Annotated in this window: 22 protein-coding genes; 13 read left to right on the top strand and 9 right to left on the bottom strand. The window is 46.7% G+C overall.

Annotated elements, in window-relative coordinates; translation table 11 throughout:
- The first annotated feature begins 6 nt into the window (after positions 1-6).
- The 4 genes from GO493_RS11790 (at position 7) to GO493_RS11775 (ending at position 4,593) form a co-directional block, all read left to right on the top strand.
- Positions 7-1,878, top strand: coding sequence for a RagB/SusD family nutrient uptake outer membrane protein (locus GO493_RS11790; RefSeq protein ID WP_157306360.1), 1,872 nt, complete (start codon positions 7-9; stop codon positions 1,876-1,878).
- A gap of 11 nt (positions 1,879-1,889) precedes the next feature.
- Positions 1,890-2,561: a DUF3823 domain-containing protein gene (locus tag GO493_RS11785; protein WP_157306359.1), complete on the top strand. Its 672-nt coding sequence runs from the start codon at positions 1,890-1,892 to the stop codon at positions 2,559-2,561.
- A gap of 122 nt (positions 2,562-2,683) precedes the next feature.
- A complete protein-coding gene (locus GO493_RS11780; RefSeq protein WP_157306358.1) occupies positions 2,684-3,910 on the top strand; it encodes a hypothetical protein in 1,227 nt (408 codons plus the stop codon).
- Between the two features lie 455 nt (positions 3,911-4,365).
- Positions 4,366-4,593 carry a DUF3820 family protein gene (locus tag GO493_RS11775; RefSeq protein ID WP_157306357.1) on the top strand — a complete coding sequence of 76 codons (228 nt, stop codon included), beginning with the start codon at positions 4,366-4,368 and terminating at the stop codon, positions 4,591-4,593.
- A gap of 5 nt (positions 4,594-4,598) precedes the next feature.
- Here GO493_RS11775 and fabF read toward each other — a convergent pair whose 3' ends face one another.
- Positions 4,599-5,852 (bottom strand): beta-ketoacyl-ACP synthase II, encoded by a 1,254-nt coding sequence (fabF, locus tag GO493_RS11770; RefSeq protein WP_157306356.1) that lies wholly within the window; start codon positions 5,850-5,852, stop codon positions 4,599-4,601.
- A 31-nt stretch (positions 5,853-5,883) separates the two neighbouring features.
- Positions 5,884-6,453 (bottom strand): TetR/AcrR family transcriptional regulator, encoded by a 570-nt coding sequence (locus GO493_RS11765; protein ID WP_157306355.1) that lies wholly within the window; start codon positions 6,451-6,453, stop codon positions 5,884-5,886.
- 259 nt (positions 6,454-6,712) lie between these two features.
- Here GO493_RS11765 and GO493_RS11760 point away from each other — a divergent pair, with 259 nt between their 5' ends.
- Together GO493_RS11760 and GO493_RS11755 are read left to right on the top strand one after the other, a co-directional pair.
- A complete protein-coding gene (locus tag GO493_RS11760) occupies positions 6,713-7,189 on the top strand; it encodes a DinB family protein (RefSeq protein WP_157306354.1) in 477 nt (158 codons plus the stop codon).
- Between the two features lie 9 nt (positions 7,190-7,198).
- Positions 7,199-8,380, top strand: coding sequence for an aminotransferase class V-fold PLP-dependent enzyme (locus tag GO493_RS11755; RefSeq protein ID WP_157306353.1), 1,182 nt, complete (start codon positions 7,199-7,201; stop codon positions 8,378-8,380).
- A 2-nt stretch (positions 8,381-8,382) separates the two neighbouring features.
- Here GO493_RS11755 and GO493_RS11750 read toward each other — a convergent pair whose 3' ends face one another.
- From GO493_RS11750 to GO493_RS11725, 6 genes are read right to left on the bottom strand one after another with little or no spacing between them, the layout of a single operon-like run.
- On the bottom strand, positions 8,383-9,378 hold the full coding sequence (locus GO493_RS11750) for an L-histidine N(alpha)-methyltransferase (protein ID WP_157306352.1): 996 nt from the start codon (positions 9,376-9,378) through the stop codon (positions 8,383-8,385).
- Positions 9,379-9,412: 34 nt separating this feature from the next.
- On the bottom strand, positions 9,413-10,561 hold the full coding sequence (gene egtB, locus GO493_RS11745; RefSeq protein ID WP_157306351.1) for an ergothioneine biosynthesis protein EgtB: 1,149 nt from the start codon (positions 10,559-10,561) through the stop codon (positions 9,413-9,415).
- A 12-nt stretch (positions 10,562-10,573) separates the two neighbouring features.
- Entirely contained in the window at positions 10,574-12,142 is a 1,569-nt protein-coding gene (locus GO493_RS11740) for an ABC transporter permease/substrate-binding protein (RefSeq protein WP_157306350.1), read from the bottom strand.
- On the bottom strand, positions 12,117-13,034 hold the full coding sequence (locus GO493_RS11735) for an ABC transporter ATP-binding protein (RefSeq protein ID WP_157306349.1): 918 nt from the start codon (positions 13,032-13,034) through the stop codon (positions 12,117-12,119). Before GO493_RS11735 ends, GO493_RS11740 begins: the two co-directional genes overlap by 26 nt.
- A 45-nt stretch (positions 13,035-13,079) precedes the next feature.
- Positions 13,080-14,468 (bottom strand): mercuric reductase, encoded by a 1,389-nt coding sequence (locus GO493_RS11730; RefSeq protein ID WP_157306348.1) that lies wholly within the window; start codon positions 14,466-14,468, stop codon positions 13,080-13,082.
- Positions 14,469-14,501: 33 nt separating this feature from the next.
- A complete protein-coding gene (locus GO493_RS11725) occupies positions 14,502-14,783 on the bottom strand; it encodes a DUF427 domain-containing protein (RefSeq protein WP_157306347.1) in 282 nt (93 codons plus the stop codon).
- 381 nt (positions 14,784-15,164) lie between these two features.
- Here GO493_RS11725 and GO493_RS11720 point away from each other — a divergent pair, with 381 nt between their 5' ends.
- The 4 genes from GO493_RS11720 to GO493_RS11705 all read left to right on the top strand — a co-directional run bounded on the left by GO493_RS11720 (position 15,165) and on the right by GO493_RS11705 (position 20,665).
- Positions 15,165-17,684, top strand: a complete 2,520-nt coding sequence (locus tag GO493_RS11720; RefSeq protein ID WP_157306346.1) for an XrtN system VIT domain-containing protein — start codon at positions 15,165-15,167, stop codon at positions 17,682-17,684.
- Between the two features lie 56 nt (positions 17,685-17,740).
- Complete coding sequence (xrtN, locus tag GO493_RS11715) at positions 17,741-19,093, top strand: exosortase N (RefSeq protein ID WP_157306345.1); 1,353 nt, start codon at positions 17,741-17,743, stop codon at positions 19,091-19,093.
- 132 nt (positions 19,094-19,225) lie between these two features.
- Positions 19,226-19,669, top strand: coding sequence for an SRPBCC family protein (locus GO493_RS11710; protein WP_157306344.1), 444 nt, complete (start codon positions 19,226-19,228; stop codon positions 19,667-19,669).
- 96 nt (positions 19,670-19,765) lie between these two features.
- A complete protein-coding gene (locus GO493_RS11705) occupies positions 19,766-20,665 on the top strand; it encodes a PfkB family carbohydrate kinase (protein ID WP_198315689.1) in 900 nt (299 codons plus the stop codon).
- A gap of 120 nt (positions 20,666-20,785) precedes the next feature.
- Here the strand turns inward: GO493_RS11705 and GO493_RS11700 are convergent, their stop codons facing one another.
- On the bottom strand, positions 20,786-21,631 hold the full coding sequence (locus tag GO493_RS11700; protein WP_157306343.1) for a hypothetical protein: 846 nt from the start codon (positions 21,629-21,631) through the stop codon (positions 20,786-20,788).
- Between the two features lie 286 nt (positions 21,632-21,917).
- On the opposite strand from GO493_RS11700, the gene GO493_RS11695 reads away from it, so the two are divergent.
- From GO493_RS11695 to GO493_RS11685, 3 genes are all read left to right on the top strand, one after another.
- Positions 21,918-22,481, top strand: a complete 564-nt coding sequence (locus GO493_RS11695) for a helix-turn-helix domain-containing protein (RefSeq protein ID WP_157306342.1) — start codon at positions 21,918-21,920, stop codon at positions 22,479-22,481.
- 77 nt (positions 22,482-22,558) lie between these two features.
- Positions 22,559-24,793 carry a heavy metal translocating P-type ATPase gene (locus tag GO493_RS11690; RefSeq protein ID WP_157306341.1) on the top strand — a complete coding sequence of 745 codons (2,235 nt, stop codon included), beginning with the start codon at positions 22,559-22,561 and terminating at the stop codon, positions 24,791-24,793.
- 220 nt (positions 24,794-25,013) lie between these two features.
- On the top strand, positions 25,014-25,592 hold the full coding sequence (locus tag GO493_RS11685) for a TlpA family protein disulfide reductase (protein ID WP_157306340.1): 579 nt from the start codon (positions 25,014-25,016) through the stop codon (positions 25,590-25,592).
- The last annotated feature ends 125 nt before the right edge of the window (positions 25,593-25,717 follow it).

Here is a 25,717-nt window from a genome sequence, read left to right as displayed (position 1 = left end):
ATTATCATGAAACGGTTATATATCCTTTCTTGCATTATTCTCCTTATGGCAGCCTGTCAGAAAGACTGGCTGGACAGAGAACCACGCACTATCATCTCTGATGAGCAGGTCTGGAACGACCCTAAACAGATAGTAGCGCTGCTCGCTAACTTCTATGACAGAATCCCGGCAGAGAACGGTCTTACAGACGTGAATGATGACGGAGACGGCAGGCTTTTCCAGTGGCGTAATATGGCTAATTATGACGAAGGTATGTGGAGCGGACAGTCTAACGAAGATTGGCGCAATAACATCACCTCCTATGGTTATGACAGCTGGTATCTGTGGAACTATACCTACATACGGGATATCAATCTTGCGCTGGAAAATATAGAGAAATACGGTCTCAATCTCAGCACTGCCCAGAAAACACAATACACGGCAGAGCTCCGCTTCCTCCGGGCATTCAATTACTTCAACCTGGTAAAAAGAATGGGCGGAGTGCCGCTTGTTACCACACGGCTGGTCTATGACTATTCCGGTAATGTAACCAACCTGCAGCTGCCAAGAGCCAAAGAAGCCGAGGTCTATGACTTTATAGGCACAGAATTAGACGCTGTTAAAGACCAGCTGGGAAATGATGGCAGCGCCACCAGGGCAAACAAATACACCGCCCTTGCACTGAAAAGCAGAGCTATGCTGTACGCCGGTTCACTGGCAAAATACAACAGCCTGATGGCAGCTCCCATTTCTACACCCGGCGGAGAAGTAGGTATCCCCGCCAGCCTTGCCAACGGCTATTACCAGAAAGCACTGGATGCCGCCCGGGAGGTCATCAGCAGCGGTGCATATACGCTTTACAGGAGCAATCCCAACCCCGGCGAGAATTTCTATGAAGCAGTATCTAAAAAAGCATCCAACAAAGAAGTCATCCTCGTAAAAGATTTCCTGCTGCCCACAAGGAAACATGTGTTCTCTTACGATAATATCGCGCGCGGTATAAGAGAAGATAACCTCGGATCATCTTCCGTAGTTCCTTCCCTCAACCTGGTGGAAAGCTTCGAATACCTGGATGGCTCCAATGGCGCATTGAAAACACGCACTGCCGATAACACAGATTTTATCTACTACAACACCCCGGCAGATATCTTCGCCAACAAAGATGCCCGCCTGTATGGCACCATCATCTACCCCGGCGCATCTTTTAAAGGATTGTCCGTATCCATCCAGGCCGGTGTAATGGTCTGGAACGGTACAAGGTATGACGTAGTAGAAGGCAGCGACCTTGGCACCACTTACACAGATGGTAAACTGCTCACAGGTACCTCAGGCCCGCACCGCTCAATACAGGAGGTTTCCAATACCGGCTTTTACCTGCGCAAATACATCGACCCGAACGATAAAACAAGTACCCGCGGTATACAAAGCGATATGTGGTGGATATGGTTCCGCCTGGGAGAGGTCTACCTCAATGCTGCAGAAGCTGCATTTGAACTGGGATTAACGGGAGATGCGCTGACTTACATCAATACCCTCCGTGAAAGAGCTGGCTTCGGCGCCAGCAGCCTTTCCACACTAACGATAGACAGGATACGTAATGAACGCCGCGTAGAGCTTGCCTTTGAAGATCACCGCCTGTGGGACCTCAAACGCTGGCGACTGGCAGACAAGGTCTGGAACGGTAATCCCTCCGGCCCTGATGCCATGATCTACGCTCTTTATCCTTACAGGGTGGTACGTCCCGGCGATGCTGCCCGCGATGGTAAATATGTATTCGTTAAAATGACAGCGCCACGTATCCGTGCACCAAGGTTCTTCCAGCTGGGTAACTATTATTCAGCAATAAACCAGAAAGTGCTCAACAATAATCCAAAGATCATCAAGAATCCTTTCCATTAAATACAGATAGTATGACACGAACAATATTATCATCCTTCGCCATCTTGTTTTTCCTTCTGGCAGGATGTAAAAAAGACAACTACGAAAAACCTGCTTCTACTCTTACCGGTAAAGTAGTGTACAATAAAGAACCTATAGGCCTCCGTTCCAGGGGCGTGCAGCTGGAGCTCTGGCAGCACGGCTTTCAGCTGTTCACAAAGATCCCCGTATCCGTATCGCAGGATGGTAGCTTCTCGGCAATGCTCTTCGACGGCAACTATAAACTGGTACTGCTTCCCGGAAACGGGCCCTGGGTAAATAATACCGACTCGATAGACGTTACCGTAAGAGGAAGTACAACCGTAGACGTAACAGTACAGCCCTATTTCATCATCCGTTCTGCTCCTGTAACAAAGAACGGAACAGAGATCACCGCTACTGTAAGCATTGAAAAGATCAGCGCTGCACAGTCGCTGGAGTCAATCTCTTTGTACGCCGGTAAGACCAATATCGTTGACCAGGTTAATAACCAGGGCTCCGTCACAGTTAATGCTGCTGATATCCCAGATCAGTCGCAACCGGTTACAATAAAGATGAATATACCGGCAGGGCTCGTTACACAGAACTATTTCTTCGCAAGGGTAGGAGTAAAGACCGCCGGCGTCGCAGAGAGCATTTATTCGCTGCCTGTGAAGATAGAATAGATATATGGGTAATATCTTTATATGAATGGCCGCTGACTGTCAGCGGCCTTTTTGCATCTATAAGCAGGAATTTGATCTGGCATTTTGTTTTAAAATATAAAATATTATTTTTATTCAAAATCATGAAGATGTACCTGGAAAACCTGAAGCTAGATCTTTTAAACAGATGGAAACGTGCTTTTGATGAACTATCCCTCCTGGAAAACCATAAAGAGAATATTGTCAGTGAAAAATACATACCCGGTTACGGTTACAGTCTTGAAGATTACGGAACACCATACTTTCTGCAGCAAGGAGATAAAATATTCCCTCAGGCCACAGTAAGAGAGATCGGAGACTATCACTATTATGGATTTACCACAGATGGGTTGCCTTGTTATACTTCTTTCCGGCATACCTACAATAATATCAACTGGGCAGGATATTATGATTACAGCGATAGCCTGGTGGAATATGTGGAATACTGCATTAACACCGGTATTCCCTCCTGTATAAAACGCATTCAGTACAGGGATGGAGAGAAGATCAGTTATCAGTCGCTCTCCATAGATTCGAGAGGGTCTGTTCCGCTCAGAGAAGACCTGTCAAGGGAAGAAGCAATAGAATATATTCTCAATGCAGCCTATTTCCTTTCCTACGATGTAGAGGTTTTTCACAGAAAAGAAGGAGAGATCACAAAAGCAGAAGGCCTGGCCATGCATCCCGGCCTGGAAGAATATCACTACCAGAAACTTTATAAATATGATACCGGTGGAGAGCTTGCCGAAATAAGAACTGTCCATGAGAACGGGCAGAGCCAGCTTTCCTATGTCCGTATGGATAAAGCGATAGATATCCGGCAGCTGATCGCAGACCTGGCAGATGAAATGGCCATTGCCATTGTAGATGAGCTGGAAGCAAAACAGGTAGATGTACCGCTTACATTGCTGGAACTGACTTACCGCTCCGCAAGCAGGTACATTCCCTTGCTATCTCCCCGTTCACTCGCTTTTACAGACGAGATTAACCGCAAGTACGAAGATGAAGATGTATTTGACCTGATCTTCCTGGCAACAGAGCTGGACCAGCCTTATTTAGAGATAAACCCTGCACGTTTTGAACGTTCGCTTACACAGTTCATGCAGGTAGTGCGCAGAGAAGGGAAATGGGATATGGCAAATGCTATGATAAGGAAAGTAGCACATACCCTCACCACCACGAAGCTTCTGCAACGTATACCCGTAGGAAAAGAGTTTGCTGCCTATGCTGTAGATTGGGAAACCGATGTGGAAGAATTTGAGGATATCCTGCGGGAATGCGGAACTGATCCCAAAGTGATTACTGCATGGAAGGAGAGGGGATGGTTATAAAAAACAACGGCTACAGTTTTACCCGTAGCCGTGTCTTCTGAAAAAACCACTCTTCTGGGGGGATGATTAAAGAGAAAGTTTACAAAAATTGCAAAATGAGAACCGGTTCATTTTGTCCCGAACGGATAAGGAAATAACTGCGTCATGTATGTGACGGCTTAATATTGTCCCAAATAACAAATTGATATTCAATGCTACAGATGTAAAAATATTGTAATAATGCACTTATATACGGACGGGCTTGCTTTTTGGATTTGTATAAGACAGAAAATTTTAAAATTTTTAAGCCGCGCAGTGCACTTATTCTTAAAATAATGCTCTTGCGCTCCATCTATCTCAGAAAAAAGATCTTGCCGAAGGCAAGATCTTTTTTCTGAGCAATTCCCTCCCCATCCCCAACAAAAAACCTTTCACAATATTTTTTTACTTATGTTGCACCCCGCAAACTCAGAAAAATGGAATTCGCTCAACCAGACCGGGAAATATTCAAACAACTGGTAACCATGAAAATGCCTTTTGGCAAATACAAAGACGTCCCTCTTTGCGATCTTCCCATATCTTACCTCGAATGGTTCCAGCGCAAAGGCTTTCCCCAGGGAAAGCTCGGCATGCTGCTGGCAACGCTGTACGAGATCAAGCTGAACGGGCTCACAGGCCTGCTCACTCCTCTGAAAGAAAAATAGGCGGTTTATTTGGCCGCCTTGAATACTACGATCCCATTATGTCCTCCAAAACCGAAGGTATTACTCATCGCAACATTTACTTTCTTTTCCTTTGCTTTCCCCAGCACAATATCCAATCCTGCAGGTATGGTATCATCCAGCTGAGTGGTATTGATAGTAGGGGGTACTTTGCCATTAGTGATGCTTAAAATAGAAGCAATTGCTTCTATAGCTCCGGCAGCTCCCAGTAAATGTCCTGTCATAGATTTGGTAGCGCTCACTGATAAATGTGCAGGACGATCGCCAAAGAGTTTTGTGATAGCAGCTATTTCACTGATATCACCTACCGGCGTTGAAGTAGCATGAGCATTCAGATAATCTACCTGGTCAGGCGTCAGATCTGCATCTTCCAGCGCGCGTTTCATAGCCTCATAGGCGCCCAGTCCTTCAGGATGTGTGGCAGTCATATGATAAGCATCTGCTGTCATTGCAGCTCCTGCAAGCTCTGCATAGATCTTTGCACCCCTTGCCACTGCATGTTCATATTCTTCCACTACCAGTGCACCGGCGCCTTCTCCCATTACAAAACCATCCCTTTCCTTGTCAAATGGTCTTGATGCTGTTGCAGGATCATTGTTCCTGGTTGACATGGCCTTCATAGCGCAGAACCCGCCTACAGAAGCTTCTGTAACAGGGGCCTCAGAACCGCCTGTGATGATAACTTTTGCCTTACCCAGCCTGATATAGTTCAACGCATCCATAATAGCGGTATTGGAAGTAGAGCAGGCTGAAACAGTAGTGTAGTTGATCCCCATCAATCCAAAACGGATAGAGATCATCCCCGATGCCATATTGGAGATCAGCTTGGGAACAAAGAACGGATTGAATCGCGGTTGATAACCACCGGTCGTATATTCCCTTACCTGTTCTTCAAATGTCTGCATGCCGCCCTGACCTGAGCCCCAGATCACTCCGGCATCAAACGGGTCCATTGTTTTGAAATCTATCCCAGCGTCATCCACTGCCTGCTGTGCTGCTACCAGTGCATATTGTGTAAAAGGATCTGTTTTGCGTATATCATTCCTGTCCAGCAATTTTGAAGGGTCATAGTCCTTCAGTTCACAGGCAAACTGTGTTCTGAACAGGGAAGGATCAAACTTTGTGATGCGGGCAGCGCCGCTTTTGCCCGTTACAAGGCTATTCCAGAAATCGGTTACATTGTTACCGATCGGTGTCAACGCACCCAAACCCGTAATAACTGCTCTTTTAAATGTTTGCATTGTAATATTTTAAGACTTGTGGAATTGGCATTTATTTTTTTGTATTATCCACCAGCAGGTCTTTCATTAACCGGCTGCTCATTTTTCCGAATACTTTGTTCCCCATTACACGTGACAGCAAGAGGGAGGCCAGTAAGTTAGATTGTACCAGTAAAGCCCGGTCATAAGCTTCTCCTTCAAACCGGAAAAGCCCTTTGCTGCGGCCGCGTTCCAGGCAGGAAGCTACCCATTGAACTATAGCAGAGGCCATATTGCTCACCTGCTCCTGCATAGCGGGCTGTAACGTATCATAATCAGGGGATAAAGATCCCATCAGGCAGATGAACTTATCCTTGCTTGCCCTGCTGAAAGTATCGAACAACTGCTTCAGTTGCTTATCTTCCGGCAATTCTGCCCACTTAGCTGTGTGAAAGGTAAAGCTTTTTAGATACTGTTCAAGCACTGCCACTCCAAGGTCGGTTTTGGTAGGGAAATAATAATGAATAGCAGCATTTTTTATTTCCAGCGGGTCTGATATGTCTTTATAACTGAAGGCATTAAATCCTTTCGTTTTTATCAGCTCCTCCGCAAGTGTTATAATTCTTTCTTTAGTATCCTGCATAGGGAGGCAAAGTTACTTACTTGTAAGTAAGTAAAAAAATAACTTTCATATCTTCCTCTTTTCAAAGATCTTTCCCTTCTTTAAAGAAAATCCTTCCCTCTCAAAAAATCCTTCTTCTTCTCTCTCAATAAAATCCTCATTCTTCAAAAAGAATCCCCTTCTCAAAACTTTTTCTTCTCTATAAAAAAATTCCCCTTCTCAAAAAAAACTACCCTCATCTATGGCATCTTTCTTGAAGCCTATCCCCAAACACAAAACAATGCCCGAAAAAAAAGAACTCATCCACACCCTGGAACAACTCCTCACCGGCGGTCACGCACACATCACCTTCAACGACGCCGTACACAACCTCCCTGAAAAACTGAGAGGCGCAGTACCCAAAGATCTTCCCTACAGCATCTGGCAGCTGGTAGAGCACATCCGCATCACCCAATGGGATATACTGGAATTTTCCCGCGATCCTCAACACATATCCCCATCATGGCCCGAAGGCTACTGGCCGGAAGAAACAGCACCCGCTTCAGAAGCCGCCTGGAAGAAAAGCCTTGAACAGATCAACCATGATTGTAAAGAATTTATTACTTTGCTCCGGCAACCCGATGCAGATCTATATGCCCCATTCCCACACGGAGAAGGACAGCATTTATTACGCGAAGCCCTGTTAATAGCTGATCATACCAGCTACCACACCGGACAGATCATCGTAGTCAGAAGGTTGCTCGGAGCCTGGAAATAAACTGAAGAAATGAACATAGCACAACTGCGGGAAGATACGCCCGGATGTAAAGAGAAGACCCATTTTAATAACGCAGGCGCAGCACTGCCGCCTGCCCCGGTCCTGAAAGCCATGCAGCACTACCTGCAGGAGGAAGCCCTCAACGGCGGATATGAAACAGCTGCACGCAATGCAGAATATGTAGATTGCTTCTACGGAGCCGCTGCCGCCATGCTGAACACCAAAGCTGCCAACATAGCCTTCACTTCCAGCGCCACTAATTCCTTTGCACGCGCATTATCCTGTATCCCCTTTCAACAGGGAGATGTTGTGGTAATTGCCAATGAAGACTATTCCAGCAACCAGCTGGCATTCCTGTCTTTGCAACAGCGTTTTGGTATACAGCTGTTACGCGCTGCCAGCTTACCGGCAGGAGGAGTGGACGTAGCTGATATGGAAAAGCTGATCAGGCAGCATCGCCCCCGGCTGGTATCACTCACCCACATACCCACCAATACAGGTCTCATACAGCCTGTAGCTGCCATTGGTAAGATATGCAGAGAACTGGATATCCTTTATCTGCTGGATGCCTGTCAGTCCGTAGGACAAATGCCACTGGATGTAGAAGAAATAGGTTGCGATTTCCTTTGCGCAACTATGCGCAAATTCCTGCGCGGCCCCCGTGGAGCAGGGTTCCTCTATGTATCCGACCGTATACTGGAACGTAACTGGTTCCCGCTGTACATCGATATGTATGGCGCAACATGGACAGAGAAAGACAGCTTCCAGCCGGAAGCAGGCGCTAAACGGTTCCAGGACTGGGAACAATCCTACGCTTTGCTGGCAGGCAGCTATGAAGCTATACAGTATGCCTTGGATATAGGACTGGATAAAATTGCAGCCCGTAATAAAGCGTTATGCAAAAGCCTGCGTGACGGATTACAGCAGATTCCGCGTATCCATCTGCTGGATAAAGGAGCTAAACAGTCCAGCATTATTACAATGAGCATTGAAGACGCAGACCCTCAATGGTTAATGATGACCCTCCGCGAACGGGATATCAATACTTCCGTAAGCAGCCGTGTCGGCGCATTGATAGACTTCGATAGCAAAGGGGTAAAATCGGCGCTGCGCCTTTCCCCGCATTATTATAACACGGAAGAAGAGACGCAGCTGTTATTATCCGCTTTAGCGGAGATATTAAAAAAATAAGATCAGATGCAATGCCATACACAATCCGCAAACCAGCTGCGGCTGTCATAAAAATCAGCCAGCGGCCCAAAGCCGGATTGTGTGGCAAGGCAATCTGTTTCTTCAATACTGTATTTCTGTGAAATCTCCATGTACATGGTTTCATGCAGCCCAAACTCGAACAGTTTGTTCCCTACCTTCACCTGCTGTACTTCCAGGCTTACAAGATAGCTTTTACAGGCGCCTGTGCCCGGATCATAAGTAGCATAATGATCAAATTTGCTGGTATCGAAATTACCACCCAGCTCACGGTTAATACGCCTCAGCAGATTGAGGTTGAATTCTTTCGTAACACCGCTCCGGTCATTATAGGCATTCAGGATCACCTGCGGATGCTTCTTCAGATCAAAACCTATGATCACAAGATCTCCCGGCTGCAGGTAATTACGCAGCTGCCGGCAGAATTGTCTCGCTTCTGTAGGAGTAAAGTTACCTATGTTACCACCCAGGCATAATACCACCTTATTCCTGCCGGAAAGAATGCTCACCTCTCTCAGCATTTCAAAGTATTCGCCATGCATACCCTGCACGCGCAGGCCCGGCAATTGCTGGGGCAGCGATCGTTCCAGCTGCGCTATCACATTGCCTGATATATCTACCGGGTAATAAGTAAAATCAGTTTTCCCCTTTAATAATTCTCTCAGCAGGTGAATGGATTTGGTAGCATCGCCGGCGCCCAGTTCCACAACATCAAAATGAGTGGTACTGTCAAGTATGGTTTTACAAATAGCGGCAGACTGCCCCTGTAATATCTCCATTTCGCATGCAGTAGGATAGTATTCCTGCAACTGCATGATCTGCTGGAATAACCGGTCGCCCTCAGCATCATAGAAATATTTTGCTTCCAGGAATTTGTTCTTTGCACTCAGTCCCCGGATCACATCCTGGTAAAAAACTCCCTGTTGATCCTGAGATTTCTCGGGGACCAATAACGTGTGCATTACAGTGGTGGTTGCCATAATGTTCTTATTAGTAGTCATTGAATAAGGTGCCTTATCGTGCCAGCCTGATGCCGGTAAACTGCCATCTCAGACCAGGGTGGAAGAAGTTACGGTAAGTAATACGGCTATGATCAGGAGGCGTTACCTCTGAACCTCCCCGCAACACCATCTGGCTGACCATGAACTTACCGTTATATTCGCCTATAGCTCCAGGTGCTTTCGTGAACCCAGGGTAGGGCAGGTAAGCGCTCTCGGTCCATTCCCATCTCTGTCCCCATGCCAGTGCAGGTGCCGCTGCTTCCCACTCAAATTCAGTAGGCAGCCGCATACCTTTCCATGCGGCATAAGCCGCTGCTTCATAATAGCTGATATGACATACCGGCGCATCTGCTACTACCGGCTGTAATCCCTGCCAGGTATACTGCATCCATTGCCCGTCTGCAAAATGCCAGTACAATGGCGCCTTCACCTGGTTATTCTTTACCCAGTCCCAACCCTCTGCATGCCAGTGCCTGAAATCAGCATAACCGCCCGCTTCCATGAAATCAAGATATTCCCGGTTGCTCACCAGCTGTGTGCAGATCTCATATTGCTGCAGGTATACGGAATGCCTGCCCAGCTCATTGTCAAAACAGAAGCCCGTACCATCATAACCTATCTGGTAAATACCGGCGGCCATTTCTATAAAAGACGCCGGTGCCACCAATGCTCCATGATCGCTTTTCTGCTTGTCGTATGCCGGCATCAGCGGGTTATGCCCAAGAATATATTTGATATCAGTATATAATAGTTCCTGGTGCTGCTCTTCATGATTCAACCCCAGTACTACCAATGCTTTTATTTCCGGTGATAGTGGTGTATCCAGGAAACCCTGCATAGCAGTATCCACATACTCCCGGTATTGCATGATATCTTCCACTGCCGGACGGCTCAGATTACCCCTGTCAGTACGTATCACACGTGTACCTACAGATTCGTAATAACTGTTGAACACGAAGTTGTAGTCAGGATCAAACTCCGTATAGCCGGGATAGTATGGCTTCAGGAGAAATGTTTCGAAAAACCAGGTGGTATGTCCGAGATGCCATTTCGGCGGACTCACATCTACCACAGGCTGTACTACATAGTCTTCAGTTTTCAGTGGTGCGCAGATCTGCATGGAGCGTTTCCGCACATTTTCATAATTATTTTTCAATTGCATATTCGCAAACCGTTAGTGGCGCTCTAAATATTCCTTTAGCTCAGATATAGATGTAATGTGCAGGTCCGATGCCTGTTTCCTGCGCATCATTAACGCATAAGTATTATTGAACCCGATCGGCGGCAGCCATTTGATATTGTACCGCTGCTTAAACTCCCGGGCTACATGATCATATACTTTTTGCTTATCGGTAATAAGGGAATCAACAACAGTCTTCTCTGCATGCAGTATTGCCAGCAGCCCTGTTCCGGTATATTCGGGATAAAGATCTATCTGTCCGTTGATCAATGCTTCAAAACAGATCTGTGTACCGCCTAATCCCGTTTTTGTCACAGCCTTCAGATCTGTGTACCCATTTACCAGCAGTTTGTAGATATTGGCCAGTATATATCCGTCTCCGAATATTTTGGCGCCTATCACCACTGTACCCTTATCACCTTTCCCTTCCTGCTGTAACAAGCCTTTTGCTTCCAGGAAGTTGCGTGCCACAACTGCGGGGTCCTGCTTAAGATGGTCCACGCTATAGTTAAGCTCTGTCATGATACTATCATTAATTATACCAGACAGTTTATTTAAAGCAGTTTCCAGTTCGGGATACTTATCAAGTGTAGCCTGCCGCACTATAGGGGCCGCATAATAAGGCGGGAAAATATGCCTGTCGTCAGCCAGTACCTGCAGGTCAAAAGCCCTTACCCTGCCATCCGTACTGCTCCCGCTTATCACGTCCACTTTTTTCTCATAAGCGGCCTTATACATTACCATATCGCTGATTACCACAGTGCGAATGCTCAGTCCGTATACTTTTTTCAGGCCCAGATTACCATCCTGCCGTCCCATAAATTCAGCAGTAAACCCCGCCAGCAGTTTGGTGCCATAGGCAGCCGGTAACAGGTAAAAGGAAGATAATATCAGCAAGAGGAACGGTAAAATGTACAATAGCTTTTTTGTCTTCCGCATCCGCAATTTTTGCAGTCTGCCAATCAGCCAGTCAGATAATATTGCCAGTAAGGCAGCCGGAATGGCGCCGGCCAGGATCATATTGGTGTTATTGAGGGCTATCCCCCCGAAAATGAATTCCCCCAGTCCGCCGGCAGCAATATAAGCAGCCAGCGTGGCCACACCCACATTTATCACGGTCGCCGTGCGTATACCCGCCAGCAATACCGGCATGGCAAGGGGTAGCTGTACTTTGAACAGCAGTTGCCGCTTATTCATGCCCATGCCTGTAGCAGCATCCGTCACAGCCGGATCTACCTGCAGAATGCCGGTATAGGTATTCCGGATAATAGGCAGCAGGGCATAAAGGAACAGTGCCGCAATGGCAGGAACCACCCCTATGCCCAGTAAAGGTATCATGAAACCCAGCAGGGCTATGCTTGGAATGGTCTGTAATACGCCTGCAATGCCCAGTACCACGCGGGACAGGCCTTGTTTGCGCGTAATCAGTATGCCCAGGGGCACACCTATCACAACGGCTATCAGTAAAGAAATAAATGTCAGCCCTATATGTTGCAGCGTCTGTTCCAGCAATTTGCCGGCTTGTTGCTGCACCAGCTCAGGAAAGCTCTGTTGTTCTTCCATGTGTTTGTTTGTAAAGAGTAAAGGCCCGCATTAAACTGCTGCTGTCCGTTTGTGTGGCCGTCATCTTTTCCAGGGCCTCCCAGCAGGAAATACCGCCATCCATGCTAACAGGTATCTCCAGCCACGGCTTTACTGCCTCCAGCTTTAATGCTTTCAGCTCCAGCAACAGGCGCTGATTGTCAAAGAACCGGCTCACAAAACTGTTGGCAGGGGTAAACAGCAGTTCCTCCGGCGTCCCCAGCTGTTGTATAACGCCCTGGTCCATAAGACAGATCCTCGTACCCAGTTCAAATGCCTCCTGCACATCATGCGTTACCAGGATAACAGCTTTGTTTTTCAGGTCCTCCAGCAGGCGGAATTCCTTTTTAACGCTGGCCCTGGTAATGGGGTCAAGCGCCCCGAAAGGCTCGTCCATTAACAACAGAGGCGGGTCTGCGGCTAACGCCCTGGCCAGTCCTACACGTTGCTGCTGACCGCCGCTCAGCTCCTGCGGATAACTATGCAGATACCTGGAAGGATTGAGGTGCAGCTGTTCCATCAGGTAAGTGGTACGCTGTAATATCTTTTGCTTGTCCCAGCCCAGCAGGGACGGAACAATACCAATGTTTTCCGCTACCGTATAATGTGGAAAAAGCCCGTTATGCTGTAATACATAACCAGTGTTGCGGCGTAAGATTTCCGGTGATAGCTGATCAGTTGGCTGGCCATTAATGAAGATCAGCCCGCTGTCCGGTATAACCAGCCGGTTTATCATCCGTAGGGTAGTGGTTTTACCGCTCCCGCTGGTACCCAGTAGCACCAGTGTTTCTCCTTTGCTCACTTCAAAGGAAATATCACTGACCGCCGGTTTGCCCTGTTGAAATGATTTATTCACATGCTCCAGTCTGATCATATCCGGGATAGGTTGAGGATTTTCGTACTCATATTGTTGTTCCTGTTATTTCTTCAGGGTCGTAAAAAGATTGTTCAGTGATTCTGCATACAGCGGATGGGCAAATACCATTTCGTGCATCTGTGTGGCGGTAAAGCCGCCTGAAATGGCCATTTGTACAACAGACATTACCTCTCCTCCTTCAGCCCCCAGGATGGCAGCGCCCAGTATCTTATCAGTATCCGCATCCACGACTGCTTTCATAAAGCCCTCAGTATGTCCCGTTTCTATAGCGCGGGCCACATTTTCATAGTTCAGACAGGCTACCTTCACTTTAAAGCCAGCCTCCCTGGCTGCTTTCTCTGTCATGCCCACCCTGCCCAGCTGCGGGTCAGTAAACATACAATAGGGTACAGGTCTGTCTTTTATAGAAGCATTGCCTTTTTCCACCAGGTTCTTGTATACAATGAAATGATCATTATAGGAGATATGAGTGAATGCCGGCCCGCCTTTTATATCGCCTATAGCATAGATACCGGTTACACTGGTTTCAAGCCTGTCATTCACAATGATATAGCCTTTTTCATCCAGGGCAATACCTGCCTTTTCCGGTTGCAGCGCTTTGGTTTGCGGAGTGCGGCCCGTTGCTACCAGCAGGTGCGAACCTGTGATAGCCATGGTTTGTCCTCCCGATGCAACTGAAAGCCTCACAGTATCTCCTGTCTGTTCTACTTTATGGATATTGGCGTTGGTATGCACAGTAATACCGGCCGTCTCCATCACTTTCCTGACTGCTGCTGCCACATCTTCATCTTCTCTTTTTAGTAGTTGCGCACTGGCCTCCAGTAGGGTAACCTGGCTGCCCAGTCGCCGGAACATCTGTCCAAATTCAAGCGCAATATAGCTTCCGCCTATGATCACTAAATGAGAAGGCAGTTTTTTTATATCCAGTAACGTAGTATTGGTAAGATAAGAGACTTTGTCCAGTCCCGGTATAGGAGGTATTTTAGGGGATGTGCCGGCATTAATAAAGATATGTTTTGCCGTGAGTATTTCTTCCGTTTCATCGTTGTTATGCAGCCTTACAGTAACCGTTTCAGGGCCGCTGAAAGCTGCTTCGCCATAGATAATGCTCAATCCTTCTGTTTCCTCCAGCCCTTTGGTAGCGCCGTCCCTGAACTTGCTCACTACTTTGTCCTTCCGGTCTGTTATCTTTTCAAGGTTTATCCTGTAACTGTCTACCGTGATGCCCCATTCCTTGCTGTTGGCTATTGTATATGCCGCAGCAGCGCAGGAGATCATTGATTTTGTCGGTGTACATCCGTCATTGATACAGGTTCCGCCTATCAGTCTTTTTTCAATGATCGCAGTCTGCCATCCCGCTTTTGCCAGTTTCTTTGCCAGTGGCATTCCACCCTGACCCGAACCAATGATGATTGCATCGATTTTTCTCATAAGACTGAATTTACAGGGTTCCTTAAACGCCGGCTACTCTACTATCTTAACTCCCTTCCAGAAGGCTATATATCCTTTTATCTGCGATGCTTCAGTTTTAGGGTCCGGATAATACCAGGCTGCATCTCTGTTTACCTGTCCATTCACTATCACATCATAATAGGAAGCTTCTCCTTTCCAGGGACAAAAAGTATGCGTCCCCGAATTTTTTAACAGATCAACATGTACTGCTGACGGAGGAAAGTAATGATTGCTTTCAACTACCACTGTTTTATCGCTCTCTGCAATCACCGCGTTGTGCCAGATCGCTTTCATAGCGTTTTGCCGTTTAATGTGTTATAAATATGGGCCCAAATATTATACCAGCAGGTATAATAAGGAAGAGCAGGAAGTTACCATAAATAATAATACTAAAAATTCCTTTTCAAAAATCCCTTCTTTAAAAAAAGACATTTAAAATGAGCGCAGGCCAAAAAAGCCCTCTCAAAAAATCGATTTTCTAAGCAATTCCTTTACATTGAGTATAACTCCTCCCCAAACTCCGCACTACCAAATATCAAATTTGTCAGATTCAAAATCTTTCACTTACTTTGTTCTGCAAAGTGAATGAAAAGCACTCAAATCAGCTCCAGCTGATTTTTTTAGGTCTTTGTGCTTTGTGTTTCAAAGTAAAATATTATTCAAAGTAAGATAATTATGGACCATCAGACCCTCCAGCCTATTGGAATTATCAAAGCCAGGTTGCACGACATCAGCTATCGCACAGGACTCGTTTTTCTCGCAATATCCCTACTGATCTTCTGCATAGCCGGAAGCGTGCAGGAATGGGACACCCCGGTGCCTTTCTTTCTGAACTATGCCCTCGCCGTGTTTTATTTCATCATGATATGGGCCGGCGGCTGGCTCAAAAGAGGAGGGAACGGAATCCATCACATTTTCATATGGCTGCTCCTTTGCCTTGTAAGCGCATACTCACTGAACCGGGTAATGAATATCTTCGATGAATCAACTACCTGGTTCTCTATTGTACTCGTCATCGTAAGCCTCAACTACCTCGCATTTGCCTTTTTCTACGCAATGCCTTTACCTGTTAAGGCTGTCATGTTCTTTATCCTCGGCATTGCCATATGCTGCTTCATTTACCTGACAATCTACCTGGTGTCCGTCATGGCCTTTAGTATCATGACATTCTGGGTGCTGGGTGTTCCATTGCACACATTCGTTCCCGCGTTCTTTGTCATTTATTCAATAGTGCTTTTTCGCCGTACTTTCGGAAAGAACAGGCTTTTCCGCATTACCTTCTGGAGCAGTATAGGTGTAGTGGCACTGATCACTGTCGCTTTTTCAGTTTACTGGCGGACTATCATAGTTCAGATGGAAAAAGATGGAAGGCATGCTGAACATGCTGGCCTGCCGGAATGGGTGGCAGTATCCCAGAGGATGCCGGTAAACGATGTGGCACAGAAGATACTGAAGTCCGGCTTTGTATATACAGTAAACCCAAACTGGGACAGGAGCTGGTTCTGGAATGAACCCTCAATGCTCTGGGAGGAGAAATTAAAACATGACCCGCTGGTAATGACCGCCTCTGTATTGAGTGGAGTGCCAGCTATGAATACAATTGACAGGATACACATACTGGAATCCATGTACGATTCCCGCCACCAGGCGGAAGAACGCCTCTGGTCAGGCGATGATCTTTTTACCTCCCATGTAAAGACAGAAGCGCATATCTGGCCGCGCCTGCACATGGCATATACAGAGAAAACCATAACGGTGACAGACAGGCAACAGAAGTCCTGGCCGGCGCAGCAGGAAGCGCTATACACATTCCATCTCCCCGAAGGGTCCGTAGTAACCTCATTATCACTGTGGATCAACAACAAGGAAGAAAAAGGCATCCTCACTACAAAAGCTAAGGCAGACACTGCATATAAAACAATTGTAGGTGCAGAACGCCGTGACCCTTCCGTAATACACTGGCAGGAAGGTAATACGGTCACCGTTCGCGTATTCCCCATCATGCATGGTCAGAGCAGGCAGTTTAAGATAGGGGTTACCTCTCCTCTGGTAGCTGGTAACGGCAGCCTTGAATACAGCAATATTTATTTTGATGGTCCCTCAACAGGTAGCTGCCGGGAAGATGTTGCTGTAACCTTCCAGACCCCGCCTGCCAGCCTTTATACGCCCGGCATGTTTGACCGCGAGAACAATAAGCTCTATAACAGCGGCAGGTATAATGCCGCATGGAGCCTCTCTTTTAAAGACGAAGGCATTACTTCCAACGTATTCAGTTTTAACGGCCGGCTTTTCTCCATTGTAACCTATAAACCCGAGATGGCAGTGGCCCATTTGCAGGATGTTTACCTGGACGTAAACAGTATGTGGACCCGCTCCGAGTTCGATCATGTATTAACCATGCTTGAAGGGCAACGTATATGGATGTATGCAGATAATGAAATGCAGCAGGTAACAGCACAGAACAAGTACACACTCTTTGATCAGCTGGAAGATTATCGCTTCTCTCTCTTTCCCTTCTTTAAAATTACAGCGCCCGCTTCCGCAATGGTGATCACCAAAGGTACCACTGTATCTCCCATTGCTGACGAATTGCAGGATACAGAGTTTATGACATCCCTGAAGGCCTGGCTGGGCAATTCATCCGGGGTAATGCTCTTCAACCTGGGAGGTGAGTTATCTCCCTACCTGCGTACTTTAAAGGAATGCCGCACTTTCCGTTATGCAAAGGGGGATAGGCATATGCTTCAACAACTGCTGACAACAAAACAATTCCCCGCCGCTGTCGAAAATGATGAACAGGTAGTAGTTGAACCGGCAGGAATAATGATCCGCTCAGTACCTGGTACTGACGCTTCCAACGCCCCCGATCACCTGATGCGCCTCTTTGCCTATAATCATATCATGCAGCAAATGGGACCTAAGCTGCTTACAAAAGGAGAGGAGGGAGACAGCCTGGTGAACGAAGCCAGAGAAGCTTATGTAGTCACGCCATTGTCCAGTCTTATAGTACTGGAAACACAGGCAGACTATAACCGTTTCAACATAAAGGACAGTGAGAACAGCCTGAAGAACGCTTCCCTGCATTCCCAGGGCGCAGTGCCCGAACCTCATGAATGGGCCCTGATCATCCTGGTAATGCTGGTGCTGATCTATGTCAAATACCGTACACCTGTAAAAAGCAGAACAGCCGTATAATATCTCAGTTTGGCCACTATTGGCGGCCAAACTACTTCTGACAAAAAGCTATCCGCATGAATAAAAAATTGATCATGCTTTTAAACGCCGGCAGGTTCTGGCCGCTATTAATTGTATCCTGTTATGCAATTACTTTCCTTCTCGGATTACAGGAATATATTGTCCTCTCATCCGCAGGCTTCCTGCTGGGAATAGTTGCACTATACAGCACAGCCACTTTCAACACAGCCGAAAAAGGAGGACTACGGTTCTTTATACTCACCTGCCTGCTCTTCCTCTTATATATCTGTCTTCCTGCCAGGACCCTGCTCTACTTATCTCTTGCAGGGGCCTGCCTGTTCCTGTGCGAGACCTTTTACGGCCGTATCAGTTTTCTACCACTGATAGTACTATGCATAATGTCGCCTCTGTTCGATGCGGGGATGAACATCTTCAGTTTCCCTGTCAGACTGCAGCTCAGCGCTGTTGCAGGCAGACTCATGATGTTTTTAGGATTGCCTGCCGGCGTACAGGGCAATACTATCCTGTTCAACGGGAATGAATTCACTGTAGATCCTGCCTGTATGGGATTGCAGATGATGGTCACATCATTGCTCTGCGGCCTCGTCCTCATAGGTATTTATCAGAAAAGATCAGGGAAAACACTGGCTATACGGCCTGTAGTTGGGTTATTACTATGTATCGTGCTGCTGAACATCCTCTCCAACCTGCTGCGCATTATCTGTCTCGTCTGGCTTAACATACTGCCAGGTACTATCGCGCACGATCTGATAGGCATCATATGCCTGGGCGTATATGTCCTGGCCCCTATGCTGCCGCTTATACAGCTGGCCATGAACAGGTACGGAAAGAAAACAGTTACGCACCGTAAACGGTACACACTCCGCTCTGCCGGGCTTTCATTCCTGCTCAATATGTTGCTGGCCGGGCTTATGCTCACAGGCGCACACATCAGCCAGACAAACGATCTGAATAAGAAAGTACTGCCGCATGTTGCCGCCATACCAGGTTACACACAGGAGGTCCTTCCGGGGTATGTGATCAAGCTGGAGAACGACAGCCTGCTGGTATATATCAAACATATCCCCTCTGGTTATTATTCCGAACACCATCCCATGATGTGCTGGAAAGGGAGTGGCTACAGCTTTTATAAAGTACAGGAAACAAGGCTGGCCAACGGAAGAACGATCTATACCGCCTTACTGCAGCAAGGCAATAAACAGCTATATACCGCCTGGTGGTACGATAACGGGTTAGTAACTACCATCAGCCAGATGGAGTGGCGCTGGGATGTGCTCTGCGGAGCGCATCCCTACTCCCTAGTCAATATGACCGCGGCGACGGAACAGGAGCTAAGAAAGGGCATAACAGAAGCCCTTCGCAGCCAACCCTTTAAATCACTGCTTTAAATCCCCCTTTTGGTACTTCTTTTGTGCTTTGCGTAGCACCAACCCCAAAATAAATATTTGTGTAACCGAATGGTTTCTTATATTTGTAACCGATCGGTTAAATGATCCCATCATTCTAAAACCATTTTTTTTATGAAAAATGAACCTTTTGTAATTGAACGGACCTACAGCGCGCCTGTAGAGAAGGTATGGCAGGCCATTACAGACAAAGAGCAGATGAAGGAATGGTACTTCACGCTGGACGATTTCAAACCCGAAGTAGGCTTTGAATTTACGTTTCCAGGCCAGGGCACAAAAGGAGAGAAATACATCCACCTCTGCAAAATCACCGAAGTAGACCCGGGAAAGAAGCTGACCTACAGCTGGCGCTATGAAAACCTGCCAGGCAACTCCTTCGTTACCTTCGAATTATTCGGGGAAGGGGACAAGACACGGCTCAGGCTCACCCACGCGGGACTGGAAACCTTTGTGACCGATAATCCTGATTTTGCAAAAGAAAGCTTTGCCAAAGGCTGGACTGAACTGATCGGAAACCTCCTGAAAGCTTATGTAGAGAAGGTTCCGGCAGGGAAGTAGGTTTCTCTGAAGAAAATCCGTGGAAATCCGGCAGGATTAACGAGCTTTGCTGCGAATTTTTTATCAACAGCAATAACCGATAATCTGACTGGATATATGTATGATATCTGTTGCGTAGGACATATTACATTAGACAAAGTGGTCACTCCAAAGGATGTGGTCCACATGCCCGGAGGCACCTCTTTCTATTTCTCCAGCGCTATCCGCAACATGGATGTGCGTTACACCCTGGTTACAGCACTGGGGGCGGAAGAACAGTACATCGTATCTGACCTTCGCAGCAAAGGAACAGAAGTTACAGCATTACATAGCAAACACACCGTTTGCTTCGAGAATATCTATCCGTCTGAAAACCAGGATCATCGCATACAAAGGGTGTCTCAGATTGCAGACCCTTTTGTAGCTGAAGATTTCAGCGCAGTACAGGCAAGGTATTATCATCTTGGCCCCCTGCTGGCGGGCGATATGTCTGTAGCCCTCATTAAAGCCCTTTCCGGAAAAGGAAAGGTCTCCCTGGATGTACAGGGATATCTGCGGAAAGTAGAAAATGAAAGCGTCCTTCCGGTCGACTGGAAAGAGAAAAAAGAAGGATTGCATTACGTAAGCATACTCAAAGCCAATGAATCTGAAATGGAAGTACTTACCGGTTGCAGGGAAGTGCGCCAGGGTGCCCGGATACTGGCAGAATGGGGCGTAAAGGAAGTGATTATTACTTTAGGTAGTAAAGGTTCCGTCATCCTGAGCAACGGGATCTTCTATGATATACCTGCCTATGTGCCTGCTACTGCCGTTGTAGATGCTACCGGTTGTGGTGACACCTACATGGCTGGTTATCTGTACCAGCGTGTTAAAGGCGCCGGCTTACAGGACGCAGGAGAATTTGCAGCAGCCATGGCTACGCTGAAAATAGAAGGCTCCGGCCCATTCACCGGTACAAGAGAACAGGTAAGAACATTCCTGAAAGACAATAAACACTACGTCTTCTCCCTTGATTAATCACATTCATTGAAAAGACCTTTTTTAAATCTTAAAAAAAGCGCTCGCAAAAAAAACGCTTTCACCGAAGGTGAAAGCGTTTTTTTTGCGCAATTCTATCCGCACCACATCTCCGCACTCTCAATCCGCCGCATTTATAAACTCATTAAACATCTTAATATAAGCCTGCCTGATAGCCGCATCCGTATCATCATAGAAATAACCATGATACTCCCTATCCAGCGCATAATGCCTTGCGCCCTTCAACTGTAACCCCCTTGAAGAAACAACACCAGTCAGTTTATTCTTATAAAAAACAAGCACAATACGATACCCCGGAGAAGGATCTTCCACACCGCTTTCATAATTCATATATTCCTGGTAAGGCCCGTTCATATGCGTAGGCTCCAGCTGAAACTGCCTGATAAAAGGCTGTATATCCGGCAGCATTCTTCCCGGATGTGCAGCCAGGTACTGACTGAGAGCAGTTTCAATAACAGACCCGTTTTTGATCTTACTTACAGGTATATACCCATACAATACAGCAATTTTTCCCCCATCGTGCAATGTATAACTGTTCTCAATCGTAACATCTGCAAGCATCCTTCCAACAGTCTTCTTATCTTTCAGAAGTGTTTGCCCTTTTTCCAGCTGCTCACTTTTTTCCTGTACTGCATTGACCTCCGTTTCCACCATTACAGCTGCCCAGCCATTTACAGGTACACCAGTCAGCAACAAGGCATTATCATTCAGCACAGCTATCTCTTTACCATCTACAGTATCCTGCAGAGTTATGCTGCCATCAGCTCTTTCCCCCAAAATCTTCTCCGGTAAAGGCTTTGAAATCCGTTTTTCTGGTGATGGGGCCTCTTTCCTCCCGTTTTCTACCTGTTGTATTGAGTCCTGTTCTTCCGGCTGTTTAGGCGCTCTATTCTCCGCACAGCCGGCCAGTAGAAGCGCTGCTAATAAGTAGGTGTATTTTTGCATGATAGGCTAAATTAAGGGAAATACCTGAAGCAAAAAGTTCATCCTGTGTTTTATAATCGCTTAATCTGATTTCAATTATGAATCAGATACCACCTTCCATTATGATCTTCTTTTAGAGTTTTGGCGTAATATAACTCCCTATATCGCGCCAAAACCCGGTTAAAAACATACGTTTTGGCGTAATATGGCTTTCTAAATCGCGCCAAAACTCTAAAAATAATTCCCCTAATGAAGCCTTACTCAAAGTCCAATACTATTTCCTCATCAATTTTATACCTTTGCCAATATGCATATATTCATTAAAAATATGGTCTGCAACCGCTGTATCATGGTGGTACAGCAGGAACTTGATAAATTGGAAATACCTTATTCAACGATAGAGCTGGGAGATGTTGAAATGGAAACCGCACCATCTCCCGAAAAACTGCAACAACTCGGCAAACAGCTTCATACACTCGGGTTTGAACTGCTGGACGATAAAAAGAACACCCTGGTAGAGAAGATAAAAACAACTATTATACGTTTCATTCACAGTAATGAAGGCGAAATGCTGAATACGAAATTATCAGTAATGTTACAGGACGCATTACAGGTTGATTATCATTACCTCTCTACTGTATTCTCCTCAACAGAAGGATTAACCATAGAAAAGTACGTGATCCTCCAGCGCATAGAACGTGTGAAAGAACTCCTGCAATATGACGAAATGAACCTCAGTGAAATAGCCGACAGCCTCGGCTACAGCAGCGTCCAGCATTTATCTCAGCAGTTCAAAAAGATTACCGGGCTCACGCCTTCCGGTTACAGGCAATTACAAGGCAACGACCGTAAACCGCTGGATAAAGTGTAAGAATTTTATACATCTTTCCCATCATTGTATAACACCCTTTCTCTGTACCGGCGGTAGCTTTGTAAAAAGTTCAGACAATGACTACCGGACATATCATAAAGGAAACATTCCCAGTTCTCGAAATGAGCTGCGCCTCCTGTGCCATCAGCGTGAGCTCTATGCTAAACACCGTACCCGGAGTAAAAGAAGCAGCCGTTAACTTCGCAGATCAGACCGCCCTCGTTACTTACGATGAGGATGCTGTTACTCCGGAATCACTACGCAACGTTATCCGCAGCATAGGTTATGATCTTGTTATAGATAAACATAATAGGGAAGAAGTACAGGAACAGGCACAGCTGAAACATTACAGATCATTAAAGAACAGAACAATAGCCGCCTTACTTTTATCTGCTCCCGTAGTAGCTATTGGTATGTTCTGGATGGACCTGCCTTACGCCAACTGGATCATGCTGGCTCTTTCTACCCCCGTCATCTTCCTGCTGGGCCGTTACTTCTTTAACAACGCCTGGAAGCAGGCGCTGCACGGCAAAGCCAATATGGATACACTGGTAGCGCTGAGCACAGGTATTGCATGGGCCTTCAGCGTATTCAATACAGTATATCCTGAATACTGGCATTCCCGCGGACTGCATGCCCACGTTTACTTCGAAGCAGCTGCTGTAGTAGTAGCTTTCATCTCACTGGGAAGATTACTGGAAGAAAGAGCAAAATCAAATACTTCCGCTGCTCTCAAAAAACTCATGGGACTGCAACCTGCTACAGCTATCCTGGTATTGCCCGATGGCAGCAACACCAAAGAAATACCACTTGGCGATGTACAGACCGGTGATATCCTGCTGGTAAAACCAGGCGCCCAGGTACCGGTAGATGGTACAGTAACAAACGGTTCTTCCTGGATAGATGAAAGCATGATCACAGGAGAACCCCTACCGGCGTTGAAAGAAGAAGGTGCCGCTGTATTCGCAGGAACTATCAATCAGCAGGGCAGCTTCCGTTTCAAAGCAGAAAAAGTAGGTGCCGATACCGTGCTGGCCCGTATCATTAAAATGGTAAGGGAAGCTCAGGGCAGCCGCGCGCCGGTACAACAGCTGGTAGATAAAGTGGCAGGTATTTTTGTACCGGTAGTGATCGGTATCGCAGCCCTGACATTCATTGTATGGATGCTGGCCGGAGGCAATAACGCACTTACCTACGGATTGCTTTCCGCCGTAACCGTACTGGTAATAGCCTGTCCCTGTGCCCTGGGACTGGCCACACCTACAGCCATCATGGTAGGAGTAGGAAGGGGGGCGGAAAACAATATCCTCATCAGGGATGCAGAAAGCCTGGAGCTGGCGCATAAAGTGAACGCTGTTATTTTGGATAAGACCGGCACCATCACAGAAGGTAAACCATCCGTAACCGATATATACTTTACCGGTAACAACAACGATATACAACAACGTATTCTCCTTACTATGGAGATGCAGTCAGAACACCCGCTGGCCGCCGCAGTAGTAAAATATCTCTTGGAAAACGGTATACAACCTCTTCCGGCAGATGAACTTCAACAGGTCACAGGTATAACAGGCAAGGGCATACGGGCCGTAAGAAATGGCATTACCTATCTTGCCGGTAACACCGCTCTGCTCACAGATCACGGTATACAGGCGCCGGCAGAAGTTTCCCGTAAAATGTCCGAATGGCAATCCAACGCCAGGACAGTCATTACCTATTCCGCCGATGGTACAGTAGTAGCCATCCTAGCCATAGAAGACAGGATAAAGGAAACATCCGTACAGGCTATTAAAAACTTACAGTCACAAGGAATTACTGTACACATGCTGACAGGCGACAATCAGCAAACAGCCGCTGCCGTTGCTACAGCAACCGGCATCAGCAACTATCAGGCAGGCGTACTGCCGGCAGATAAAGCCGCCTTCGTAGAAAAGCTGCAGCAGCAGGGAAAAGTTGTGGCAATGGTAGGAGATGGTATCAATGACAGCCACGCACTTGCCCAGGCAGATGTAAGCATTGCCATGGGAAAAGGAGCAGATATTGCGATGGATGTTGCAAAAATGACCCTCATTACCTCCGATCTGAACAGCATTCCACAGGCGCTGAAACTGTCCCGTAAAACAGTCAGCACTATACGTCAGAACCTTTTCTGGGCATTTATCTATAATGTAATAGGTATCCCCCTTGCCGCAGGCGTCCTCTACCCCGTAAATGGTTTCCTGCTCAATCCCATGATCGCAGGCGCCGCAATGGCCCTCAGCTCCGTCTCTGTGGTCAGCAACAGCCTCCGGTTGAAATACACAAAACTGTAAAAGCTATAATTTGACTGATCAGCCTCTGTAATCGCCGTAAAGCAATTACAGAGGCCTTTTTAGAAAAATTCTCTATCTCCAAAAAAACTTTCAAATATCCTACTTATTTTATAGACTAATAACTATCTTTACCCCAGCCAACTAATCAGCGGGAACATTATTGACTTATTGCGATCAATGAAAACCTTCCTATATAGCGGAATCTATAAACAATTATACAATGAAGAAGCTTCTTTTGAGTAGCTTGCTCTTTGGCGTAGTTCCCACCACCTACGGCCAGCTTGCAGCCACCACTAACCAGGAAAAAACCAAAGAAATCAGGTACGAGAACCCTGCGGCCGATCTGAGAGGCTACATTGTAAAGGTGGGAGATCCTGCCCCCGACGATTTTGAACTGGTGCTTACCGACGGTACAAAAACAAACCTTAAGGCCCTGAGGGGTAAAGTAGTAGTATTACAGTTCACTGCCAGCTGGTGCAGTGTCTGCAGAAAAGAAATGCCTCATCTGGAACAGCAGGTATGGCAACAGCACAAAGACAAAGATTTCGTACTCATAGGCGTTGACAGGGACGAGCCCCTTGAAAAAGTAACAGCTTTCAAAAAAGATATAGGCGTTACTTACCCGCTGGCATTAGACCCTGCAGCCGGCATCTTCGGTCGCTTTGCAGATAAAAAAGCCGGGGTGACACGGAATGTCGTGATAGACCGGCAGGGAAAGATCATCTTCCTGACAAGGCTCTATGATGAGAAAGAATTTGCTGAAATGGTAGCTGTTATCAAAAGCCAGCTGGCCGGTTAACCGTAACCGCTCCCGGAGTTTTACAGTCCATCAGATATCACCCTTTTAGGAGGGCAGGAGACCCCTTGCCCAAACATTTCATCAACCAAACAAATGCCCACAGGGCGCGGGATCACCATGCCCGG

The organism is Chitinophaga tropicalis (assembly GCF_009758205.1).
Classification (GTDB): Bacteria; Bacteroidota; Bacteroidia; order Chitinophagales; family Chitinophagaceae; genus Chitinophaga; species Chitinophaga tropicalis.
This window is presented reverse-complemented; position numbering and strand designations above follow the sequence as displayed.

Bases quoted from the DNA above. Each gene is read 5' to 3' on its own strand.
- GO493_RS11695 (WP_157306342.1), top strand. From the start codon at position 21,918: ATGCATATATTCATTAAAAATATGGTCTGCAACCGCTGTATCATGGTG.
- GO493_RS11720 (WP_157306346.1), top strand. From the start codon at position 15,165: ATGGACCATCAGACCCTCCAGCCTATTGGAATTATCAAAGCCAGGTTG.
- GO493_RS11780 (WP_157306358.1), top strand. From the start codon at position 2,684: ATGAAGATGTACCTGGAAAACCTGAAGCTAGATCTTTTAAACAGATGG.
- GO493_RS11700 (WP_157306343.1), bottom strand. From the start codon at position 21,631: ATGCAAAAATACACCTACTTATTAGCAGCGCTTCTACTGGCCGGCTGT.
- GO493_RS11755 (WP_157306353.1), top strand. From the start codon at position 7,199: ATGAACATAGCACAACTGCGGGAAGATACGCCCGGATGTAAAGAGAAG.
- GO493_RS11760 (WP_157306354.1), top strand. From the start codon at position 6,713: ATGCCCGAAAAAAAAGAACTCATCCACACCCTGGAACAACTCCTCACC.
- GO493_RS11710 (WP_157306344.1), top strand. From the start codon at position 19,226: ATGAAAAATGAACCTTTTGTAATTGAACGGACCTACAGCGCGCCTGTA.
- GO493_RS11690 (WP_157306341.1), top strand. From the start codon at position 22,559: ATGACTACCGGACATATCATAAAGGAAACATTCCCAGTTCTCGAAATG.
- xrtN (WP_157306345.1), top strand. From the start codon at position 17,741: ATGAATAAAAAATTGATCATGCTTTTAAACGCCGGCAGGTTCTGGCCG.
- GO493_RS11725 (WP_157306347.1), bottom strand. From the start codon at position 14,783: ATGAAAGCGATCTGGCACAACGCGGTGATTGCAGAGAGCGATAAAACA.
- GO493_RS11730 (WP_157306348.1), bottom strand. From the start codon at position 14,468: ATGAGAAAAATCGATGCAATCATCATTGGTTCGGGTCAGGGTGGAATG.
- GO493_RS11785 (WP_157306359.1), top strand. From the start codon at position 1,890: ATGACACGAACAATATTATCATCCTTCGCCATCTTGTTTTTCCTTCTG.
- GO493_RS11790 (WP_157306360.1), top strand. From the start codon at position 7: ATGAAACGGTTATATATCCTTTCTTGCATTATTCTCCTTATGGCAGCC.
- GO493_RS11705 (WP_198315689.1), top strand. From the start codon at position 19,766: ATGTATGATATCTGTTGCGTAGGACATATTACATTAGACAAAGTGGTC.
- GO493_RS11775 (WP_157306357.1), top strand. From the start codon at position 4,366: ATGGAATTCGCTCAACCAGACCGGGAAATATTCAAACAACTGGTAACC.
- GO493_RS11765 (WP_157306355.1), bottom strand. From the start codon at position 6,453: ATGCAGGATACTAAAGAAAGAATTATAACACTTGCGGAGGAGCTGATA.
- egtB (WP_157306351.1), bottom strand. From the start codon at position 10,561: ATGCAATTGAAAAATAATTATGAAAATGTGCGGAAACGCTCCATGCAG.
- GO493_RS11750 (WP_157306352.1), bottom strand. From the start codon at position 9,378: ATGGCAACCACCACTGTAATGCACACGTTATTGGTCCCCGAGAAATCT.
- fabF (WP_157306356.1), bottom strand. From the start codon at position 5,852: ATGCAAACATTTAAAAGAGCAGTTATTACGGGTTTGGGTGCGTTGACA.
- GO493_RS11735 (WP_157306349.1), bottom strand. From the start codon at position 13,034: ATGATCAGACTGGAGCATGTGAATAAATCATTTCAACAGGGCAAACCG.
- GO493_RS11740 (WP_157306350.1), bottom strand. From the start codon at position 12,142: ATGGAAGAACAACAGAGCTTTCCTGAGCTGGTGCAGCAACAAGCCGGC.
- GO493_RS11685 (WP_157306340.1), top strand. From the start codon at position 25,014: ATGAAGAAGCTTCTTTTGAGTAGCTTGCTCTTTGGCGTAGTTCCCACC.